The following is a 21,633-nucleotide window of genomic DNA, read 5'->3' on the forward strand; positions in this document are numbered from 1 at the left end:
AATGCTTTTTGTTGCCAAGGATATATTATTGTTTATTGGCAACAAAAAGCTCCCTCTGCCGCGTACTGGTACATGAAGATTAATTAAAAACGAACCAGGAGGCGGCGAAAGGTTGTTAGGTTTTAATACTATCCTCAGTTTCAGACGTGAAAAATTTGATCAAGGCTATTATTCTATTAGCATTTATCAGCTTGATTTTCATCCTGCTCTGTAATTTCTGGGTGGTTTATTATACACGTCCCTACAACTTTTTCTCCATTAACAACCTCCCTAGCAACGATGTAGCGCTGGTGTTAGGAACGAGTAAGAAAACGGAAAAAGGCAAAGAGAATCTGTTCTTTAAATACAGAATGGAAGCTACTGCCCGGTTGTTCAAAGAAGGCAAAATCAAATATATTATCCTCAGCGGCAATAACGATTCCCGTTATTACAACGAACCGCTGGATATGAAAAAGGCTTTGCTTAACCTGGGTGTTCCGGAAAATGTCATGACTTTGGATTACGCCGGTTTCCGGACATTCGACTCTGTTGTCAGATGCAAACAGGTTTTCAATCAGGACAATTTCACAGTCATTTCTCAAAACTTCCACAACGCCAGAGCCTTATATATCGCTCGTCATGAGGGAATAAGTGCTATATCATTTGCTGCCCAGGACGTACCGGATGGTTATTCCCTGCGCACACTGGTTCGTGAATACCTTGCCCGGCCTAAGGCTGTGCTGGACGTTCACATTCTGAGACCAAATACAGATGTAACGTCTAATAATGAAATTTTTAAAAGGTAAAACTTCGAAAAATATGTAACTTGATGGTATACATCCACACTTCGTCCTTTAAATGAATAAAGCTATACTTTTCCTGATTTTATTTACAACAGGAAGTTTCACAAGTATTTACGCGCAAAACAGCTTTACCATTAAAGGCAGAGTAACGGATGCTTCTTCAGGTGACCCGATTCCATTCGCCAATATTGCTATCAAAGCATCGCTCTCAGGCACCACTACAAACTTTGATGGATTTTATCAGCTTACGTATTCTCCCCCTGCCGACTCCATACTTGTAACATACGTTGGTTATGAAACGAGAAGTAAAGCAATCAAGTCCGGTATTGCCGAACAAAACATAGACATACAACTAAGCCCCGGATCCCAGCAGCTGAAAGAAGTAAAAATCTTTGCGGGTGAAAATCCGGCTTATGCTGTGATGAGAAAAGTGGTAGCTGCCAAAAAGAATAACAACCCTGAAAGCGTCAATGCTTATCAATACCAGAGCTATAATAAAATTCAGATTGACATGGACAATCTGTCTGAAAAGCTCCGCAAGCGAAAGGCAATCAATAAAATGGCTCACATTGTTGACCAGTACGATGAAATCAAGGGCGATAATGGAGAAACTATTATTCCTTTGTTTATTTCTGAATCGGTATCCAATGTATACTTCCGCAATGATCCAAGACGCAAAAAAGAAGTAATCCTCAAAACCAAGGTCTCAGGTGTCGGGCTTACGGACGGAAGCCTGGTTTCTCAACTTGTTGGCTCGTCATTTCAACAATACAATTTCTATAACAACTGGCTCAATATCCTGGAAAAGGATTTCGCTTCACCGGTTTCGGACAGTTGGAAAATCACTTACGAATATTATCTGGCAGACAGTATTGCCAATGGTACAACTCAGGATTATCATATTGAATTTGAACCTCGCAGAGAGCAGGATCTGGCTTTTACGGGATCATTCTGGGTGGACGGACAGACCTTTGCGATTACACAAATTGATGCCAATGTAGGAAAACGGGCTAATTTGAACTTCATAGAAAAAATTAAAATTCAGCAATCTTATGCATTATCTGATTCTGCACAGCGCTGGGTGCCTGAGAAAACCCGCGTGCTGATAGATGTGGATGAGCCGACCAAAAATGCGGCGGGTATGCTTTTGAAGTTTTATTCATCCAATTCAAAATATAAACTCGGACTTCCCCTAAGCAGTAAGTTCTATGATACCGGGATTGAGCTGCGCGAGGATTACATGAAACACGACTCTGCGTTTTGGAAAAACAGCCGTCCCGAATCTCTCACGCCTGCTGAAATATTGAGTTTCCAACTTGTAGATTCCCTGAAAGCACTTCCCGTTGTAAAAACTTACACCGAGATCCTTAATATTTTTGTAAACGGCTATAAGAAGCTGGACAAATGGAATATTGATCTGGGTCCTTATCTTTTCCTCTATGCCAATAATGCAGTAGAAGGTCACCGTTTCCGACTGGGGTTCAGGACCGATCCCGGATTTAGCCGAAAATGGATTTTCAATGGCTACGGAGCATATGGAACCCGTGACAACGCATTCAAATACGGTGTTGGTATGGATCGCATCATTTCCCGGAAGCCCTGGACTATGACAGGCATTTCCTATTCAAAAGATCTTGAAAGGCTGGGAGTTTCTGCTGAAACGATTGGCCCTAATACGCTATTCGGGGCATTTTCAAGATTCGGAGCTTTCCGAAGAGCCTATTGGCAGGAAGATATTGCTGCCTATTTCAAGCGTGAAATCGTAAAAGGGCTCACAGGAAGTGTACAGCTTAAACATAGAAATTTCCGGCCACTATTTCCTTTCGCTTATAAAACCAATCCGGGTGAAGGTGCTGAATCTCCGCTACGAAGTGCATTTGAGGTCACAGAACTCAATTTCGAAACCAGACTGGCAAGAAAGGAAACGTTTCTGCAAAATGACAACGAGCGTATCAGTATGGGTAACGGAAATTCTCCGGCGTTCACTTTAAGGTATTCATTGGGCATGAAAAACTTTCTGGGAGGAGACTTCAGCTATCAAAAGCTATCTTTCAATGTGAAACATAGTTTCAGAGCAGGCATCATGGGGCGCACCCATTACAATCTTACTCTGGGTTATATACCATCGACTTTGCCGTATCCACTGCTATATACCCCCTTGGGCAATGAATCGCTGTTTTATGTTGATAACGCTTTCAACATGATGAAATACTTCGAGTTTATCAGCGACAAGTATGTGGTACTGCGAATGGAGCATAATTTTGAAGGGCTACTTTTCAACCGGCTTCCCGCCATCAGAAAGCTGAAATGGCGCATGCTGGCAACAGGGAAATTATTTTACGGAAGTGTTAGTGAGTCCAATCTGTCGCTTACACCATCGGTAGACCATGAAGGGAATGCCATACCTACTTTCAACAGGCTGACCAACACCCCCTATATCGAGCTCGGATATGGAATAGACAACATTTTGAAAGCAGGCCGGATAGACTTCGTCCACCGGCTCACTTATCTTCAAAACCCGAACGTGACGCCATTTGCGATTAAAATTTCGTTCTGGTTCAATTTGTGATACTATTCTCCGGCAACCATTACATCCCGTGATGAATAGGTCAGGAATACCTCATCACCTATTTCCAGATCTCTTCTGTTGCGGTAAAACGCCAGGTCACCCTGTTTGTTTGCGCATCGCACTTCCCAGTGATTCCCATGAAAACGAATTGCCTGCACTTTACCCGACCACTTACTTTTTTCCGGATGTTTGGTTCTCTTGATTTTCTCCGGCCTGATAAACGTTTTTTTGCCTGATTCCTGATCGTTTAACCAGTTAATATCACCCGTCAGCTCGGCTACATAGCTATTCACTGGCTTATTATACACCTCCTGAGGCGTTCCAATCTGAATAATTTCGCCGTCCTTCAGTACAGCTATCCTGTCCGACCACGCCAATGCATCTGCTGATTCGTGCGTTACAAACACACAGCTCATTTTTTGCTGTTTGCGTAAACCCTCAATCGCATCCGCAAGTACGCGACGGTTATGATTGTCCAAATGTGCAAATGGCTCATCAAGCAACAATACATCGGGCTGTTCCGCAAGCGACTTTGCAATGGCTGTCCGCTGTTTCTCCCCGCCCGATAACAGTTTTGCTTTCTGATTACGTACCGATCCTAAGGCGGTAATTTCCAGAAGATCCTCAACACGCTCCTTCTTATAGGCAGGATCATAGAAACGAAGAGAATAAGAGATATTCTCCTCTACAGTCTGATTAGGAAAAAGTTCAAACTCCTGATGTATCAGCTTAATAGCATCGTAACCTCGCATCAGTTCACTGCTCACAGGAGGTAATTCATTTCCTTTGAAACTGATAGAACCTGTATCAGCATCCAGAAAGCGTCCCAGAATTTTCAGTAATGTACTTTTCCCGGATCCGCTTTCCCCCAAAATACCCAACCATTCCCCTGCCGGTAAGTCAATGCTAATATCCGATAGCACAGGCACCGAACCATAACTCTTGGATATCGATGATGCCTGAAGCATAATTTTCGTATTCTTCATTTTAAGCCCAGATCACCTTTCCTTCAATGGGAGTACGGCGTGCAGGCGTTGCAGGTGCCTCGTGATAGCCCATGAAGAATAGTCCCAGACATTTCTGATTTTCAGGCAATCCCTGAAATTGGCCTAACAAATCAAGGATTGCAGGACTACTCCAGTAAGATCCGATACCATAAGCCGTAGCTGTAAGCCACATATTCTGTACCGCACAGGCAACGGCTGCCGTTTCTTCCCACTCCGGCACTTTATCCGAATGTACCTCCATATTGATCGCAATTACGCAGTCCGACTTCACTACTTTATCTCCTGCCGCTTCGTACCGTGCCTGAGAAAAAGACTCAGCCGGCGTTACTAACTTATATCTTTCCATGAAAAACTCAGCCAGCTTTTGTTTGGCATCACCTTTAAAAACCGTAAAACGCCATGGCTCTGTCAGCTTATGTGTGGGTGCGTAATTGGCATTCCCCAATATGTTCTCAATGATTTCCTTTGGAATTTCCTTCTGAATGTAGCTTGGAGGAAAAATACTGCGACGATTACGAATCGTTTCGTTAATGATATCTACTGAATTACTCATGAAACTCTTGTGTTATTTAAATACTCTGTTAAAATAGCTGTTATTAATGAGCTGTTAGCGATCAGCCCATTTCTCAGTGGTCTTATGCAAATCTAAGCAATATAGCCAATCTGTAGCTTCCGGAATGTCCCAAAGGCTGGTTTTCGATCATTCACTCATAAGGTTATGAAACCAATGATCGAACGTAAATACCATTGACCACGAAATATTTTATGGGATTTATAAATTATTCTAACTTGCAACATCAAAAAACAGCAACTTAACCAAACTATTCACTCCACGTATATGCTCGTTACCACTACACCTAACATCGAAGGAAAGAAAATTGTTAAATACATAGGTCTTGTCAATGGTGAAGCCATTATAGGAGCCAACGTAATGAAAGACGTTCTCGCAAAAATTACCGATATTGTTGGCGGACGGTCAGGATCTTACGAGCAGGGGCTCAGGGAAGCAAAAAGTATAGCGCTTCGTGAAATGATGGATCAGGCACACCGCCTTGGTGCCAATGCCGTGATTGGTGTAGACCTCGATTTTGAAACTATAGGAAACAACGGCTCCATGCTTATGGTGAGCTCAAACGGAACCGCTGTAGTTGTAGAATAAAATCAGAACACCTGTCTTGCAATCTGAGCGACGTTGTCAGACTTACCCATTGTATAAAAATGCAATACAGGCACGCCGTACGCCAGTAGTTCTTTACATTGCTGTACCCCCCATTCGATTCCAACCTGGCGAACGTCTTTTTCAGAAGCGGCTGTAGCTGCCTTAACAAGATCTTCAGGAAATTCGAGGTGGAAGATATCAGCCAGGACAGTGAGTTGCTTTTTGGTTGCGAGAGGCTTTAGCCCTGGGATAATCGGAACAGTGATTCCTTCTGCACGACACCTGTCCACGAACCTGAAAAATTTCTGGTTATCGAAAAACATTTGGGTCACTATATAATCAGCTCCGAGTTCAACCTTTTTTCGCAGGTATTCAAAATCTGTGTCAAGACTGACAGCATCAATGTGTTTTTCAGGATACCCGGCTACACCAATGCAAAAGTCGGTGGGCGTAGTCTCTGTTTCTGCATTGAGCAAAATACCCTTATTCATATCTGCTACCTGTGTTACCAGTTCAGAAGCATAGGTATGCCCGCCATTTTTAGCATGAAAAACGCCAGCAGACTTTTCAGGATCCCCGCGAAGCACTAGTACATTGTCTATTCCTAAATAATGCAGATCGAACAATACGTCTTCCGTTTCTTCTTTGGTAAACCCACCGCATATCACGTGTGGCACTGCATCAACATGAAAGCGTTCCATGAGTCTTGCGCAGATACCAACAGTTCCTGGTCTCTTACGAACCGGAATTCTCTCAATGAGCCCATTAGGTCCTACCCTGTCAATAAGTTCTTCTCTATGATAAGTCACGTCGACGAAAGGCGGCTTAAACTCCATCAAAGGCGCAATAGAATCAAATAACTCATTGATGTTCTGACCTTTAACAGGAGGTATTATTTCAATTGAAAAGAGTGTTTTGCCGTTTGCCTGACTTATAAATTCGGTAACTTTTGTCATGATTGGATCTATTCGGAACTAAAAAGTTCACAAATGAACGGCATTTCGAAACCCAAACCAATGAGGCGAGCACAAAAAAATGGCTTACCGCATTACAGTAAGCCATTCCACGTAAACCCTCCTCTATCAGTGTTCGTCAAAAAAGTTGATTGGAGTTCTGACGGGCGTCAGTTCCAAAGCAACAATTTGCTTGACTGAATACTAATAACTAAAATTCTGTGCCAAAGTATTAAACTTATTTGGAATACACAAATGAAGACGCGAAAATGTAAATCAAATGTAGTTAAAGTACTACATTTTAATCGTATAATCCTTACATTGTTCAATTTTTCAAGGAATCGGCATTTTTTCGTGTATACTAATTCATCACTATTGGGAAAAGCTTCCACATTTTGTTACATCTCATTTTCTTGTGCTTTTATGGTCATTTCAATATGATCAATTCCATCCTCAGGATACACATCGCTGGTCTGAACAAAGCCAAAAGATTCGTAAAATGCTTTGAGATATAACTGCGCACCAATCCTGATCGGCACCTGTCCGTACACGCCCGTGATTCTGTCAATGGCTACATGCAGTAACTCTTTCCCGAGCTTCTCACCTCTTCCATCCTGAGATACGACAACCCGTCCTATAGAAGCATATTGATACGAAATACCGGGAGGCACGATGCGGGCATAGGCAAACAGTGCCCCGCCTCTCCATCCTGACAAATGCTCACACAACTGATCCTTATTATCCATATCCGGGAAAATACAGTTTTGCTCCACTACAAATACCTCACTCCTAAGCCGCAGTATTTCATATAATTCATGCACATTGAGCTCAGTAAATTTCTGAACCGACCAATTTAGCTTCAAATCCATTTTCAATAAATTATACCTTAAAGATTACTATTTATGCCTGAATTTATCTGTCTTTTATAAATTTGCACCCTAGTTATAAATAACCGTTTAATACAACAAACTGTATTGACCCTCTTAGAATGAGAAAAAGGTTATTATTGACACCTAATCAATAGAAAAACAACATTTTAATCAGAAAGTAGAAATGGGAAGAGCCTATGAATACAGAAAAGCCCGGATGTTTAAGCGTTGGGACAAAATGGCAAAAACCTTTACAAGAATCGGAAAGGATATTGTTCTGGCTGTAAAAAGCGGTACTGCTGATCCCAATACCAATGCAAGACTTCGGGTTCTGCTTCAGAACGCACGGGCAGCCAATATGCCAAAAGATACGGTAGAAAGAGCGATCAAAAGAGCTACCTCTAAAGATCAGGAAGACTACAAAGAAATGGTGTATGAAGGTTATGGGCCATATGGAGTGGCTATTCTGGTTGAAAGTACTACTGATAACCCGACCCGTACAGTTGCCAACGTACGCAGTTACTTCAACAAACTTGGGGGAAGCCTGGGTACGATGGGAATGCTTGATTTCATTTTCGACCGTAAATGTATATTCAAGGTTAAAAACAACGGGAAAGATATTGAGGAACTAGAGTTTGAATTGATCGACCACGGCGGAGAGGAAGTATTTCTTGATGAAGAAACCGATCAGATCAATATCTACGGAGAATTTACAGCATTCGGTAACCTACAGCATTACCTGGAAGAAAACGGTTTTGAGATTATCGAAGCTGATTTCGAAAGAATCCCGAATGACACCAAAAAGCTTTCTGATGAAGAAATTGCGGAAGTTGAAAAGCTGATTGAGAAGATCGAAGACGACGACGATGTTCAACGCGTTTTCCATAATATGGCTTAATAAGGCCGCAGACTATCTCATTTCCAGAATAGTTTGCTCCTTATTCTGAAATCTGAATTTCTCATTCACGGTTTTTCCCAATAGTATTACACCCACCGGAGATGAAGATGAGACTGCTATAACGGTTTCATCTTCATACTTCAATACACCCAAACTCACAGATACGAAGAACCAGCCGGCGGTAGTTTTTATCAATGATCCTACTGCCCCTCTTTCCGGAGCCGTCGTATTTCCAATCCGTTCAAGCACTGTTCTTTCTACTCTCACCTGCTCGTATTGACGGGCATGCATATTCCTGTCGAGTTGCCCCATAGACCGTGACGTTTCGTATTTGTCCCCCATTGAGCTTTTCCCCTGATCGTTAGCTGACTCCTGGGCCGCTTCCATAGCTTCCCATGCCACTTTCATTTTTTCCTCTAACAGCTCTTTCACATAATCAATCAACCCCGACTTATTCATTTTTAAAATCTGATTTTTAATAGCACAACAACATTTCTCCTCCTGTCATAAACGTGGACGAACTTCAAAGATAGCTATGATGAAGTAAATCCTGCTCATCATAAGGATTGCTATTTTAATTCCTTAAATCAGCACAACCCCAAAATACTGCTGAAAAAGTATTTGTGTTAAAACATACCGGTGAACACCGAAACATCCTATTCGCACAGAAAAAGTACAAAGTTTATGAAAGAATAGATTTTTCCTTGGAGAGCCGAAAAATGCATGTTTTGCAAATGTCCTGTTCTACTTTTTTAAAACATTTAAAAATCAATTGATTATCTGCTTCGCAAAACAAAGCATGATTTATATTGATGAATTAAATCCGATTTCAATTTTCTCATTCCCCCTTCCTTAGTATCTTTGCCAAACTTCTTGAAATTTAGCAATGACAAAACTTTCGGTCCGGCACTTACTTGGAATAAAAAACCTGAACGAGAATGATATTCAAACAATTTTAGAGACTGCTACTCAATTTAAGGAAATCATTAATCGACCGATCAAGAAGGTCCCTTCCCTTCGGGATATTACCATTGCCAACGTTTTTTTTGAAAACTCCACGCGTACAAGGCTTTCTTTCGAGCTCGCTGAAAAGCGTCTTTCAGCAGATGTAGTCAATTTTTCTGCTTCAGGAAGTTCTGTAAAAAAAGGAGAAACACTGCTCGATACAGTCAACAATATCCTTGCGATGAAGGTGGATATGATTGTGATGCGCCATAGCAGTCCGGGTGCACCACACTATCTTTCATCACGCATTCCCGCCAATGTGGTCAACGCCGGTGACGGTACACATGAACACCCGACGCAGGCTCTGTTAGATGCTTTCTCTATGAGAGAAAAAATCGGGGATCTTACAGGAAAGAAAATTGCCATCATTGGAGATATAACCCACTCACGCGTAGCACTTTCCAATATTTTTTGTCTTCAGAAACTAGGAGCTGAAGTAATGGTTTGCGGCCCCTCAACCCTGATTCCCAAATACCTGGGTGATCTGGGTGTACGAATAGGGCATGATGTGAGAGAAGCATTACAATGGTGCGACGTGGCCAACGTCCTGCGTATCCAGCTCGAAAGACAACAGATTAAATATTTTCCGTCTCTCCGCGAATATTCTCTTTACTTTGGTATTAACAAGGATATGCTGGACGAGTTGAATAAGGATATCGTTCTGATGCACCCCGGCCCTATTAACCGCGGTGTTGAACTTTCTTCTGACGCAGCTGACTCCAAGCACTCAATCATCCTTGATCAGGTAGAAAACGGAGTGGCAGTTCGTATGGCAGTACTCTATCTTCTTGCTCAGCAATAATTGACACTTCTACCCATTTTGTAATTTTATTGCAAAAAATCCCAGGCGGGATCATATTATTCATACATTTACGATAGTATGCACGCATAACATTATAAATGTATGGACTTATGAAGTATGCCTATAAAACACTTCGGGTAAATACCGAAACTCCATATATCGCTTCCATATCATTCAACAGACCTGAAAAAGCGAATGCTCTCCACATGGAGGCATGGGAAGAATTAAAAGAAATTTTTATTAACCTAAGCGAAGACGATGCTATTCGCGTCGTCATTCTTTCCGGGGAAGGGAAGCATTTCTGCTCGGGAATAGATTTAAGCCTTTTACAGGAACTTACACAGTCATCTTCAATTCAAGGGGGACACCAGAATGAACTTCTCAGAAAAAAGATAGTAGCGCTACAGACTGCTGTTACATCGATAGAAAATTGTAACAAACCGGTTATAGCAGCTATTTCCGGTGGCTGTATCGGCGCCGGATTGGATATCGCAACGGCCTGTGATATGCGTTACGCCAGTGAAGATGCCTACTTTTCCATCAGAGAAATAGATATGGGCATGGTGGCTGATCTCGGCACATTACAAAGACTTCCGAAAATAATTTCTGAGGGATTGGTTCGGGAGCTTGCCTATACAGGGAGGAACGTTCCTGCTGAGGAAGCCGAAAAAACGGGTCTGGTGAATAAGGTTTATTCTGATAAAGACGAACTCACAACGGCTGTCCATTCCATAGCAAAGGCGATCGCGGAGAAATCACCTTTAGCCATTCGTGGAACAAAACATATACTCAATTACAGTCGGGATCATTCTGTTGCAGATGGTTTGAACTACGTGGCTACCTGGAACGCGGCTACATTACTTTCCGCTGATCTGAAAGAGATATTTGTTTCAAAGCAGAAAGGCCGTTCTCCTAAATTCAATTCTTAAATCACCTTAATAGAAGAATTATGCTTCACCAGCAAGGAATGCTTCGAGACGGAGCACTATTGAATAAAACCATCATCGTTACCGGCGGCGGAACCGGACTAGGCAAATCCATGGCCACTTACTTCCTGAAACTGGGCGCCAACGTGGTGATATGCAGCCGGAAGCTGGAGGTTCTTGAAAGCACCGCAGAAGAACTTCAAAAACTGACCGGCGGCAACATTCTGCCTCTGGCTTGTGACGTTCGTAAACCTGAACAAATCGAACAGGTAATCAGCACGACTATTGAAAAATTTGGTCAGGTGGATGGCCTTGTCAATAATTCTGCTGGCAATTTTATCAGTCCGACAGAACGCCTTTCTCACAAAGCAGTAGATGTGGTTGTAGATATCGTATTGAGAGGTACGTACTATTTTACACTTTCTCTAGGCAAATATTGGATCGAAAACAACATTAAAGGAACCGTTCTCAACATTTCCACGACTTATGCATGGACAGGATCCGGCTGGGTTGTACCTTCGGCCATGGCCAAAGCGGGTGTACTGGCTATGACAAAATCGCTCGCATTTGAATGGGCAGACCATGGCATCAGACTCAATGCCATTGCTCCCGGCCCTTTTCCTACCAAGGGAGCCTGGGACAGATTGTTTCCCGAGGAGCTTTCAAAACAATTTGCTTTCGAGAACAGGATTCCGTTACACCGTGTTGGAGATCACCAGGAGCTGACCAATCTGGCGGCCTACCTGATGTCAGATTATTCTGCATACATGACCGGCGAAGTAATCACGCTGGATGGAGGAGAAGTTTTGGCAGCAGGACAGTTTAATTTCCTTAAAGATGTGACTGACGACCAGTGGGATGCAATAGAAGATCAGATCAAAAATGCCAACCGGAACAGTAAGAAATCAGAATAATAATTTTCTTCCGTTTTTATTGGGTAATTTTGCACGTTCGTTCGTTATTTGAGAAAATGATGAAAAGATTTCTATGAAAAATATTTTAGGAGTATATCTGTCTTTTTTTGCGGCTGTTGTGCTTGCAGGCTGTGCATCATCAGGAAAGGTTGCCAAACCTCTGCCCGAGGCTCAGGTATATGCATCTGAACAGGCAGCAACGCCTCCATCCAGTGAAGAACTTTCTCTGGTGTCAATCCAGAGCAAATATCTGATCAAAGACACCACTCAGGTAAAAGTATACTTGTATGTGGATGCCTATCGTGGCAAAAACAGCATCCCGGTCGATGATTTTATAAGAATATATAATCTCAATTATGTCATTTACTCCGACTACGGTGCACGCGACAGGCTGGGATATGGTAATGTGAAACTTACCAACTCTAATGTAAGTAAGGTTGGTAACAGAATCGTCATCAGCTTCGACGTGAAGAGTCCGAATAAGGACTATGGTGTATTGCTAAGTGAGATCAGCCAGACCGGCACTTTGAAAAAAGTATTAAATGACCTTACTATCCGCTTTAAAAAGCAGTCGACCAGTGAGCTATATGGCGTATATACGGCTGCAAGTTCTGAGCCATTGCAACGCCATTACATCAATTCCAACGAACAGTTTACAATCAAAAGAGCCAACGAGAGTGCTGATCAACTGCATGTGTTTTACTACAAGCACAGCTTCGATCCGGCAGGTTCTCCTATGAATACTGCCCCTCCGAAGTCGGCAGCAAAATCACTGCAGGTGGACAGTTCGTTTACAATCAGAACAAACGAACCCATTACGTTTGAAAAGGAGGGTCTTTACAACATATTTTCCGATACTACTCAGTCTGAGGGAATGGGAATCCTGATTGTAAACGAGCGTTTTCCTAAAACTACGCAGCCTGAAATGTTGTTAGGGCCTTTGCTTTACATGAGTACAAATACAGAAATCGCCGATATCAAAAAAGCGGAAGATTTCAAGAAGGCACTCGATAAGTACTGGCTTAATCTGATGAACGGCAACGAAGAGCTTGCGCGTCAATCCATCAAATCTTTCTATACGCGTGTGGAGGAAGCAAATACGCTTTTTACAACGTATAAAGAAGGATGGAAAACCGACAAGGGAATGATTTATATTGTTCTGGGTTCACCGGATAAGGTACAACGCAGCAAAGACCGCGAAGTCTGGACTTATGAGCGCCGCGGTAATGCACAGAACGTCAATTTTACATTTAACAGAAGAAACAATCAATTTGTGGATGATCACTATGAGCTGGTTCGGTATGCCGAATATCAGCCAATTTGGTATCCAATGGTAGAAGCATGGAGAAACGGAACTATACGGTAAGAAAACCCGCCCCAAGACCATCCCAGGCGGATATGGTTTTTGGTACACAGTCGGTACTTGAAACACTTCGCTCAGGAAAGGAGATCGAAAGATTATTTATTCAGAGAGAGCTTGGTATGGCTGAGATTGAAAAACTCGCCAAAGAACTTGGTATTCCCTATCAGCGCGTTCCGGTTGAAAAACTGAACCGCGTGACACGGAAAAACCACCAGGGGGTGATTGCTTTTGTGTCCCCTATCCAATATATGCCTTTGCACAATGTGCTTACGCAAGTTTATGAGGATGGTAAAGTTCCATTTTTCCTATTACTGGATAGAATAACAGATGTAAGAAATTTTGGAGCTATCGCCCGTACTGCTGAGTGTGCAGGTGTACAGGGTATTATCGTGCCAATAAAGGGAGGAGCACAGATTAATGCGGATGCGATGAAAACGTCTTCCGGAGCTTTGAACTTCCTTCCGATTTGCAGAGAACCGAATCTATATGAGACGTTACTTTACCTTCGCAACAGCGGCTTGCAAATTATAGCTTGTACTGAAAAAACAGACAAATCTGTTTATGATATTGACTTTTCAGTTCCGACAGTTATCATTATGGGTTCTGAAGAAGATGGTATTTCCAAAGAATTTATACAACTGGCCGATAGCGGTGCAAGAATTCCTTTGAATGGTAAGGTTGAATCGTTAAACGTTGCAGTTGCCAGCTCAATTATTCTTTATGAAGCTGTGAGGCAGAGGGTTTAAAATGAGGAGTTAAGAAGTTAAAGAATGAAAAGGAGTTAAGAGCACAGAGCTTTTAACTCCTTTTTTATTTGAGTACTTTAAATAAAAAAGGAGTTAAAAACGTAGGACACCTGACGCCTAACTTCCTTAACTCCTTATAACTCTTGTAACTTCTTCCTAAGCCTGCCTAAAGTTCTTCATAATCCAGCCACCGCCAACTACATCGTCTCCTTCATAAAAAACAGCAGCCTGGCCAGGTGCGATGCCATTTACACCGTCATGGAAATGAACTTTCACTTTTCCATCTCCCTCAGGCAGAAGCGTAGCCGGAGTTCCTTCATGTTTGTAACGTACTTTGGTAACGGTTTCTAATGGCTCTGTAATCCCATCATATTTCTGCCAGTTCAATTTACCCACTACCATTCCATCACGGAAAAGGTCAGGCAAATCGCCGAGCACAACTTCATTTGTATCTTTTCTTACTTCTGTCACAAATACCGGACGTCCCAACGCTATCCCAAGCCCCTTACGCTGCCCGACAGTATAGAATGGATATCCTTCATGTTTCCCTACAACGGTGCCGTCTTCGTATACAAAATTCCCTCCTGCCACTTCCGCTTCCAATCCGGGAATACGACGTTTCAGGAATCCGCGGTAATCATTATCCGGAACGAAACAGATTTCATAGCTCTCAGCTTTATTTACAAGATCAATAAAACCGCGCTGCTTCGCCATTTCACGAATTTCAGTTTTATGCAAATGTCCCAGGGGCAACTTCGTACGGCTCAGACTTTCCTGAGATACGCCCCAAAGCACATAACTTTGGTCCTTCCATGCATCAATTCCTTTTGATACATAATGACGTCCGTTATGAATATTCATATTGGCATAGTGCCCCGTAGCGATAAATTCGCAGTCGAGTCTGTCAGCGCGACGTAACAACGCATCCCACTTGATGTGTGTGTTGCACAAAACGCATGGATTAGGCGTACGGCCTTCCAGATATTCTCCTGTGAAGTGATCAATTACATAATCCCCGAACTCATTCCGGATATCAAGAATATAGTGAGGAAAACCCAGCTCTACAGCTATACTACGGGCATCATTAATGGAGTCGAGCGAACAGCAACCGGTTTCTTTTTTGGTGCCACCGCTACTTGCATAGTCCCAGGTTTTCATCGTCATACCGATCACCTCGTAACCTTGCTCATGTAACATTACAGCCGCCAGAGAGCTGTCTATGCCGCCACTCATAGCGACCAGTATTCGTCCGTGTTTACTCATGGTGAGAATCTGCGAAGGTTGAACGCCTTCCGATTTTGTTTAAATTGAAAATTGCTAACGACAAAAATCTGCTGTTAAGTTCCCCAAAGGTAGCGATATTGTACGATAAACCTTAAATCTAAATATCCATCAGGAAATCACCTGTCTGATTACATTCTTGATATTCAGTTCAATAATATCTGTCATACTTTTGCAGTGATTGTAGTGTGAATCCTGATAATGTTTTGCCAAACCAGAGCTCAACTGATGAATATTCTCCGGGGTTGAAATATTGTCTTTGATAGAAACATCACGCAATTCTTTAAGCCGATGCCTTTCACTCCGAGCCTGATACATAATCGATGACTGCTCTTCCTGCTGATACTGAAGTACTGTTTTATCTGTCAGGTATTCCATTGCCAACTCAACGTAAGCCCTGTTTTCTTTGAAAAACTGAGGCATATATACTTTCAGATTTCCTTCATAAAACTGCTGATCAAAATCAATGGCGCGCAGGCGAAATTGAAAATCGTCAAAATCGGGCGTGATCTGCATGACAAAATTGTAAGCCCGCATATCTCCCAGAAGTGTGATTTTACAACGTTCATTGAATTTCACAAACTCTTTGGCTATACGGATCGGATTGTAATCAGTATGTCCTAAACGTGTTTGCGCAAATACATCTCCTGGTATCCCTGCAATATGTTCCTCCACCAGTGTTTCTCCGTCGACCAGGTAATTCACCTGATTGGGCGAAAAAATCTCTTCCAGCTCCAGTCCGTAAATGCGCGACGCATCTGCTTTTTTGATATAGAAATAATCGTAAATATCGTTCAGCCTGTTTACGATCTTAACCCGAAAAGGGTTCGAATTACCAAACTTGCAGTAATCAATCCTGTCTATATACTTATGCTCAACAATACGCAGATTACCTGACGCCTTCAGCATCGCGTAGGCCTTTTTTAAACCGTTATGCAGGCGCTCCATTTCGTGAGGCGGATACATTGGGCTTTCCCAAAGCGTATCGTTCCCAAATTTGTCACTCACGGGAAATGATTCGTGAAAATAAAGCAGATCGTGGTAACTAACCGGAAGTTTGGCATCCCGCTGATAAAACCGCAAATATCTTCTCAGCTCCGCACTAACCGGATAAATCGGCTTCTTTTTAAGAATAGTCACATCTCCCTTTTCCATACCTTTTTATTTAACTGCAACGCGCTGCTTTACTTTATAAGGATTACCAAGCTACAAAAATTAACGTAATCTGATTAGCTACACGACATGGATAACAAACTTAAACCACAAATAAGCTCCATTTAAAGTTTCACCATGCTAACTTCACAGGAAGAACTGAGCTTATGAAAACAGAAAGTCATCTTTATGGTTTAGTGGTTGGCGGAGGAGAAAGTCAGCGTATGGGAAAGGATAAAGCTTTTCTGACCTATTACGAAAAACCACAGTGTTTTCACCTTACTGATCTTTTAAAGAACGAGCCAGCACTCTGCGAACAGGTATTTATTTCCTGTAACGAGAAACAGCAACACCTCATTCCTGCCGCATACCAACCTCTTCCTGATAAAACTGCTTATAAAAGTAATGGCCCGATTGCGTCATTACTGACTGCATTTGAAAAATATCCCGGGAACGACTTTCTGATCGTTGGCTGCGACTATCCCCTACTTTCAATAAGAGAGCTTCGATCATTCCTGAACACAATCAGGAGAGAAAGCATTGCAGCTACTTTTTATAACAACGAGAACAAATATGAGCCATTAATAGGATGGTATTCTGCGCAGTGTGCGCCTTTGCTGATGCAATTTTATCGCGAGGGAAACCGTTCTCTTCAGCATTTTCTAAGGCAAAACAACGCTGAGAAATATGTACCTGAACAGTTAGAAACAATGAAGAGTGCGGATACACCTGAAGATTACGAGCGCATTCTCAGTATTTTACAAAAACGATTTTGACATGAATCCGGATACAGCCGTAGTTACAAGATCTATCCAGAAATCAACAAGCGAAGGTTTGATATGGCAGGATGATTTTCTGGCAGTGGAAGAGCCTTTGGAAATCAGTATTTCTTATTTGTCGGACCATAAAAGGATAAAAAAGAATGTATCGGTTACCATGCGCACGCCTTCCCGTGATGAAGAGCTGGCCCTGGGATTTCTTTTTACCGAAGGAATCATTCGCGATTTCAATCAGATTGAGAAAGTAGTATCAAACGAACTTGATCCTAACAAAGTTACAGTGGTGCTCAGGGAGGGCTATGTTCCGAATCTTAATACTTCGGAGCGGAACTTCTATACAACTTCCAGTTGCGGCGTTTGTGGAAAAGCCAGCATTGACGCGATACATGTTACCTCGTCTTTCCAGCCCTCTTCTCAATTAATGACCGTATCTGATCAGGTATTTCTAAAAATCTTTTCGGAACTGAATAGCAGACAGAATATTTTTGAGAGTACCGGAGGATTACATGCTTCCTCTCTGTACGATATTAAGGGAAATTTTCAAATGATCTTTGAAGATGTGGGCAGGCACAACGCTCTTGACAAACTCATTGGCGCTGCCTTCCGAAGTAATATGTTACCTCTTCAGGGATCGGTTTTATTATTGAGTGGAAGAGCCAGTTTCGAGTTGATACAGAAAGCACACATGGCCGGCATCATGATAGTAGCTGCTATTGGCGCTCCATCGAGCCTTGCAGCAGAACTGGCAGAATCCTCAGGAATAACATTGGTAGGCTTTTTGTCAAAAGAGAAATTCAACATTTATACAGGTTTCGACCGGATCAGCAAATTATGAAAATCAGGATACAGGGAAATTCAGTCCGATTCAGACTTTCCCGGACAGAGGTTGAAAAGCTTTGTTCCACAGGACGAATCGAAGATGCGACTTCGTTTGGTACAACCCAATTTGGATATGCTGTCAAAAGCGATGCTACTATTGAGCAGCTAACCGCCTCTTACACAGAACACCAGATTACGTTATCAGTCCCACAATCCTTCCTGGAAAACTGGCCGGACAATCAGTTGGTTGGATTTGAAGCCAATATGCTATTGGACGGAGAAAATACATTGTACCTTCTTATTGAAAAAGACTTTAAGTGTCTGGATAATACGACGGAAGATCAGTCGGACAACTATGAAAATCCCCTTAAATCCTGCTAATCATGAGCAAGCAAGAGCAACATCCGAATCCGGAAAACCCCGAAACACTTACGGGACTGCGCAGAACGGAAATCGCCAAAGTGGCTGCCGGAATACCTGCTGTAGTATCTGCCCTTAAAATGGTTACAGAAGAGGCAGGTTTTAAACGCGGAATGAAAGCCTTGTTGCAGCTCAATCAGAAAGGTGGTTTTGACTGCCCGAGTTGTGCCTGGCCCGATCCGGACGACGAAAGATCCGGCATTGCAGAATATTGCGAAAATGGCGCTCGTGCCGTTGCAGAAGAAGCGACGGCTAAAAAACTTACGCCTGATTTCTTCGTAAAAAATTCGGTAGCTCAGCTTGCTGCGCTGTCAGATTACGAATTAGGGAAAACCGGACGGATTGCCCAGCCAATGTACCTGCCGGAGGGAGCTTTACATTATAAACCCATTTCCTGGAATTCAGCTTTTGAGAAAATAGGATTTGCATTAGGCAGATTGAATACTCCTGACGAAGCTATTTTTTACACATCCGGGAGGACGAGCAATGAGGCGGCTTTTCTCTACCAGCTATTCGTAAGAGAGTTTGGAACCAACAACCTGCCCGACTGCAGTAATATGTGCCACGAAAGTAGCGGTGTTGCGCTGAATGAATCGCTTGGGATTGGCAAAGGCTCCGTCACGCTGGAAGATTTCTATGAAGCTGAAGCCATCATCATACTCGGTCAGAACCCGGGAACAAATCATCCAAGAATGCTCACTGCTTTACAAAAAGCAAAAGCTAAGGGAGCAACCATCATTTCCATTAATCCGCTTCCCGAAACAGGGCTGATGGCTTTTAACAATCCGCAAACGGTACAAGGTGTATTAGGATTGAAGCCAAACCTGACAGATATTTTTTTACAGGTAAAGATCAATGGCGATATGGCAGCATTACAAGCCATTGAAATGATGCTGTTAAAAATGGAAGAACAAGCGCCCGGCTCCGTTCTTGATCATGCCTTTATCCGGGAACAAACCCATGGTTATGAGAGTTGGAAAGAAAATTTACAACAGAAAAATCTCCAGGATCTGGCGAAAGCCAGCGGAATAGCGCTCGGACAGCTTGAAGAAACGGCCCGCATACTGGCACCTAAGAAGAAAATTATTGCCTGCTGGGCGATGGGACTTACACAGCACAAAAATGCGGTCGATACCATCAAGGAAATTGTGAATCTGCTTCTGATGAAAGGGAGCATTGGCAAGCCCGGCGCGGGCACCTGTCCGGTACGCGGGCACAGCAATGTGCAGGGTGACCGTACAGTAGGTATTTACGAAAAACCATCAAAAAGCTTTTTAGATGCTATAGAAAATAACTTCGGCTTCACGCCGCCTGCCAAACATGGCTATGATGTAGTGGAAGCGATTAAGGCAATGCATGAAGGTAAAGCGCATGTATTTTTCGCCATGGGAGGCAATTTCTTGTCGGCTACACCAGATACATTGCTCACTGCTGAAGCTTTGCAAAAATGCCGTCTGACTGTGCAGGTTTCGACCAAACTTAACCGCAGTCATCTGATCCATGGAAAGGAAGCAATTATTCTTCCATGTTTTGGCCGCAGCGACAGAGACGAAACCGGGGGAGCAGAGCAGTTTGTTTCCTGTGAAAACTCAATGGGTGTCGTGCAGTCTTCACACGGTGTTTTAGATCCGGTATCGGAACATCTACTGAGCGAACCGGCCATTGTGTGCAAGCTGGCAAAGGCGACTTTAGGTAAAAGAAGTAAGATCGACTGGGATCGTTACTTGCGGGATTATGATGTGATCAGGGAGGATATAGAACGAACGATTCCCGGGTTCGACAATTATAATGAGCGCGTGCGCAAACCAGGAGGCTTTTATCTGCCGAACTGCAACAGAGAGGGCAATTTCAATACACCTTCGCAAAAGGCACATTTTAACATCGCTACAGCTCCGGAAACCGAATTGGAAAAGGATCAGCTTATCATGATGACCATTCGCAGCCATGATCAGTTTAACACAACGGTATATGGCCTGAATGACCGGTACAGAGGTATACACAACGAACGCCGTGTGGTGCTGATGAATGCCGGTGATATCAGAGAAAGAAATCTGAAGGAAGGTGATCTGGTTGATCTGGTTAATGAATTCGGAGGCTCCAAAAGACAAGTCAGTAAGTTCATCGTTCTTGCTTATCCGATCCCTGAAGGTTGCTGTGCGACCTACTTCCCGGAAGCGAATGTATTGGTACCGTTAGAAAGCGTAGCTGAGAAGAGCAATACACCTACATCCAAGTATGTGGTTATCATTGTTAATAAACATGATATTCGGCTGAACCAGCTGAAGTGATGCCGGCTTAACGGAAATTTAATATTTTGTTACCTTATCCGTTCCTTTTCTTTGTACCGGAAAATAGTCCGAAAGAGGCGCTTTTTGTAAATGTATAATTACCTTGATATGTTAAAAACAACCATTCTTTTTTGTGCGGCACTTCTTTGCCTGAATGCTACAGATGTTATGTCTCAAAATAAAAATAAAGTGATTGCACACCGCGGTGCATGGAAAAATACCGGCGCTACCGAAAACTCTATCGGCGCATTGGAACATGCTATCAAACTTGGATGCTACGGTGCGGAATTTGACGTACACATGTCGTCCGACTCGGTGATTTTCGTGCATCACGACCATGCAATCAAAGGAACGCATATTGAAAAAACATCTGCCGCTGAACTCTCGGCAATCAAGCTGAGTAACGGAGAAAGTCTGCCTATGCTGGAAAACTATCTCAAAACCGGTGGGAAGCAAAAGAAGACCAGGTTGATTCTTGAAATCAAGACTTCATCTATCAGCAAAGAACGTTCATTGGCACTGGCTGCCAAATGCGTAGAATTGGTAAAAAAGTATAAAGTTGAAAAAATTACAGACTATATCGCTTTCGATTTTGATGTTTGTCTGAAAGTGAAAGAGTTGGCTCCCAAAGCACATGTGGAATACCTGAACGGAGATAAAACACCTGCTGAAATCAAAGCAGCCGGACTTGATGGTACAGACTATCATTTCAGTGTTTACAAGAAAAACGAAGGCTACCTGAAAGAATTGCAGGATCTGAAATTGTCTACGAACGTATGGACTGTGAACGATGAGGCAACCATGAAATGGTTTCTGGAAAGAAACGTTGATTTTATCACAACCAACGAACCTGAACTGTTATTGAAGATTACTAAATAATCTGAATCAGAAGTTTATCAAA

Annotated in this window: 21 protein-coding genes; 14 read left to right on the top strand and 7 right to left on the bottom strand. The window is 42.7% G+C overall.

What is annotated here, in order from left to right:
* Positions 1-146 precede the first annotated feature (146 nt).
* Both DSL64_RS23485 and DSL64_RS23490 read left to right on the top strand, forming a co-directional pair.
* Positions 147-785, top strand: coding sequence for a SanA/YdcF family protein (locus tag DSL64_RS23485; protein ID WP_310587873.1), 639 nt, complete (start codon positions 147-149; stop codon positions 783-785).
* A 52-nt stretch (positions 786-837) separates the two neighbouring features.
* The gene (locus DSL64_RS23490) at positions 838-3,351 is read left to right on the top strand and encodes a DUF5686 and carboxypeptidase-like regulatory domain-containing protein (protein ID WP_115833397.1); all 2,514 of its coding nucleotides are present in this window, start codon (positions 838-840) and stop codon (positions 3,349-3,351) included.
* A 2-nt stretch (positions 3,352-3,353) separates the two neighbouring features.
* Here the strand turns inward: DSL64_RS23490 and DSL64_RS23495 are convergent, their stop codons facing one another.
* Together DSL64_RS23495 and DSL64_RS23500 are read right to left on the bottom strand one after the other, a co-directional pair.
* Complete coding sequence (locus DSL64_RS23495) at positions 3,354-4,337, bottom strand: ABC transporter ATP-binding protein (RefSeq protein ID WP_115833398.1); 984 nt, start codon at positions 4,335-4,337, stop codon at positions 3,354-3,356.
* Position 4,338: 1 nt separating this feature from the next.
* Positions 4,339-4,911, bottom strand: a complete 573-nt coding sequence (locus tag DSL64_RS23500) for a nitroreductase family protein (RefSeq protein ID WP_115833399.1) — start codon at positions 4,909-4,911, stop codon at positions 4,339-4,341.
* Between the two features lie 285 nt (positions 4,912-5,196).
* Between DSL64_RS23500 and DSL64_RS23505 the strand changes: the two genes are divergently transcribed.
* Positions 5,197-5,517, top strand: coding sequence for a heavy metal-binding domain-containing protein (locus DSL64_RS23505; RefSeq protein WP_115833400.1), 321 nt, complete (start codon positions 5,197-5,199; stop codon positions 5,515-5,517).
* A gap of 2 nt (positions 5,518-5,519) precedes the next feature.
* On the opposite strand, the gene DSL64_RS23510 is transcribed toward DSL64_RS23505, so the two are convergent.
* Together DSL64_RS23510 and DSL64_RS23515 are read right to left on the bottom strand one after the other, a co-directional pair.
* A complete protein-coding gene (locus DSL64_RS23510; RefSeq protein WP_115833401.1) occupies positions 5,520-6,473 on the bottom strand; it encodes a methylenetetrahydrofolate reductase in 954 nt (317 codons plus the stop codon).
* A gap of 395 nt (positions 6,474-6,868) precedes the next feature.
* Positions 6,869-7,339: a GNAT family N-acetyltransferase gene (locus DSL64_RS23515; RefSeq protein ID WP_115833402.1), complete on the bottom strand. Its 471-nt coding sequence runs from the start codon at positions 7,337-7,339 to the stop codon at positions 6,869-6,871.
* Positions 7,340-7,523: 184 nt separating this feature from the next.
* On the opposite strand from DSL64_RS23515, the gene DSL64_RS23520 reads away from it, so the two are divergent.
* The gene (locus DSL64_RS23520) at positions 7,524-8,237 is read left to right on the top strand and encodes a YebC/PmpR family DNA-binding transcriptional regulator (protein ID WP_115833403.1); all 714 of its coding nucleotides are present in this window, start codon (positions 7,524-7,526) and stop codon (positions 8,235-8,237) included.
* Positions 8,238-8,249: 12 nt separating this feature from the next.
* Here DSL64_RS23520 and DSL64_RS23525 read toward each other — a convergent pair whose 3' ends face one another.
* Entirely contained in the window at positions 8,250-8,696 is a 447-nt protein-coding gene (locus tag DSL64_RS23525) for a transcription elongation factor (RefSeq protein ID WP_115833404.1), read from the bottom strand.
* A gap of 427 nt (positions 8,697-9,123) precedes the next feature.
* Between DSL64_RS23525 and DSL64_RS23530 the strand changes: the two genes are divergently transcribed.
* The 5 genes from DSL64_RS23530 (at position 9,124) to rlmB (ending at position 13,993) form a co-directional block, all read left to right on the top strand.
* Positions 9,124-10,044, top strand: coding sequence for an aspartate carbamoyltransferase catalytic subunit (locus DSL64_RS23530; RefSeq protein ID WP_115833405.1), 921 nt, complete (start codon positions 9,124-9,126; stop codon positions 10,042-10,044).
* Positions 10,045-10,154: 110 nt separating this feature from the next.
* Positions 10,155-10,973: a crotonase/enoyl-CoA hydratase family protein gene (locus DSL64_RS23535; protein ID WP_115833452.1), complete on the top strand. Its 819-nt coding sequence runs from the start codon at positions 10,155-10,157 to the stop codon at positions 10,971-10,973.
* A gap of 20 nt (positions 10,974-10,993) precedes the next feature.
* Positions 10,994-11,884 (top strand): SDR family oxidoreductase, encoded by an 891-nt coding sequence (locus DSL64_RS23540; protein WP_115833406.1) that lies wholly within the window; start codon positions 10,994-10,996, stop codon positions 11,882-11,884.
* A gap of 73 nt (positions 11,885-11,957) precedes the next feature.
* Positions 11,958-13,250, top strand: a complete 1,293-nt coding sequence (locus tag DSL64_RS23545; protein ID WP_115833407.1) for a GWxTD domain-containing protein — start codon at positions 11,958-11,960, stop codon at positions 13,248-13,250.
* Positions 13,226-13,993, top strand: coding sequence for a 23S rRNA (guanosine(2251)-2'-O)-methyltransferase RlmB (gene rlmB, locus DSL64_RS23550; protein ID WP_115833408.1), 768 nt, complete (start codon positions 13,226-13,228; stop codon positions 13,991-13,993). Before DSL64_RS23545 ends, rlmB begins: the two co-directional genes overlap by 25 nt.
* 156 nt (positions 13,994-14,149) lie before the next feature.
* Here rlmB and mnmA read toward each other — a convergent pair whose 3' ends face one another.
* Together mnmA and DSL64_RS23560 are read right to left on the bottom strand one after the other, a co-directional pair.
* Positions 14,150-15,256, bottom strand: a complete 1,107-nt coding sequence (gene mnmA, locus DSL64_RS23555; RefSeq protein WP_115833409.1) for a tRNA 2-thiouridine(34) synthase MnmA — start codon at positions 15,254-15,256, stop codon at positions 14,150-14,152.
* Positions 15,257-15,385: 129 nt separating this feature from the next.
* A complete protein-coding gene (locus tag DSL64_RS23560) occupies positions 15,386-16,429 on the bottom strand; it encodes a hypothetical protein (RefSeq protein WP_115833410.1) in 1,044 nt (347 codons plus the stop codon).
* Positions 16,430-16,593: 164 nt separating this feature from the next.
* Between DSL64_RS23560 and mobA the strand changes: the two genes are divergently transcribed.
* From mobA to DSL64_RS23585, 5 genes are all read left to right on the top strand, one after another.
* Positions 16,594-17,202, top strand: a complete 609-nt coding sequence (gene mobA / locus DSL64_RS23565; protein ID WP_115833411.1) for a molybdenum cofactor guanylyltransferase — start codon at positions 16,594-16,596, stop codon at positions 17,200-17,202.
* Position 17,203: 1 nt separating this feature from the next.
* The gene (fdhD, locus tag DSL64_RS23570; protein ID WP_115833412.1) at positions 17,204-18,040 is read left to right on the top strand and encodes a formate dehydrogenase accessory sulfurtransferase FdhD; all 837 of its coding nucleotides are present in this window, start codon (positions 17,204-17,206) and stop codon (positions 18,038-18,040) included.
* Entirely contained in the window at positions 18,037-18,405 is a 369-nt protein-coding gene (locus DSL64_RS23575; protein WP_115833413.1) for a DUF7009 family protein, read from the top strand. Before fdhD ends, DSL64_RS23575 begins: the two co-directional genes overlap by 4 nt.
* 2 nt (positions 18,406-18,407) lie before the next feature.
* Positions 18,408-20,732 (top strand): FdhF/YdeP family oxidoreductase, encoded by a 2,325-nt coding sequence (locus DSL64_RS23580; protein WP_115833414.1) that lies wholly within the window; start codon positions 18,408-18,410, stop codon positions 20,730-20,732.
* A 108-nt stretch (positions 20,733-20,840) separates the two neighbouring features.
* Positions 20,841-21,611, top strand: coding sequence for a glycerophosphodiester phosphodiesterase (locus tag DSL64_RS23585; protein WP_115833453.1), 771 nt, complete (start codon positions 20,841-20,843; stop codon positions 21,609-21,611).
* The last annotated feature ends 22 nt before the right edge of the window (positions 21,612-21,633 follow it).

Source organism: Dyadobacter luteus (assembly GCF_003383615.1).
Lineage (GTDB): Bacteria > Bacteroidota > Bacteroidia > Cytophagales > Spirosomataceae > Dyadobacter > Dyadobacter luteus.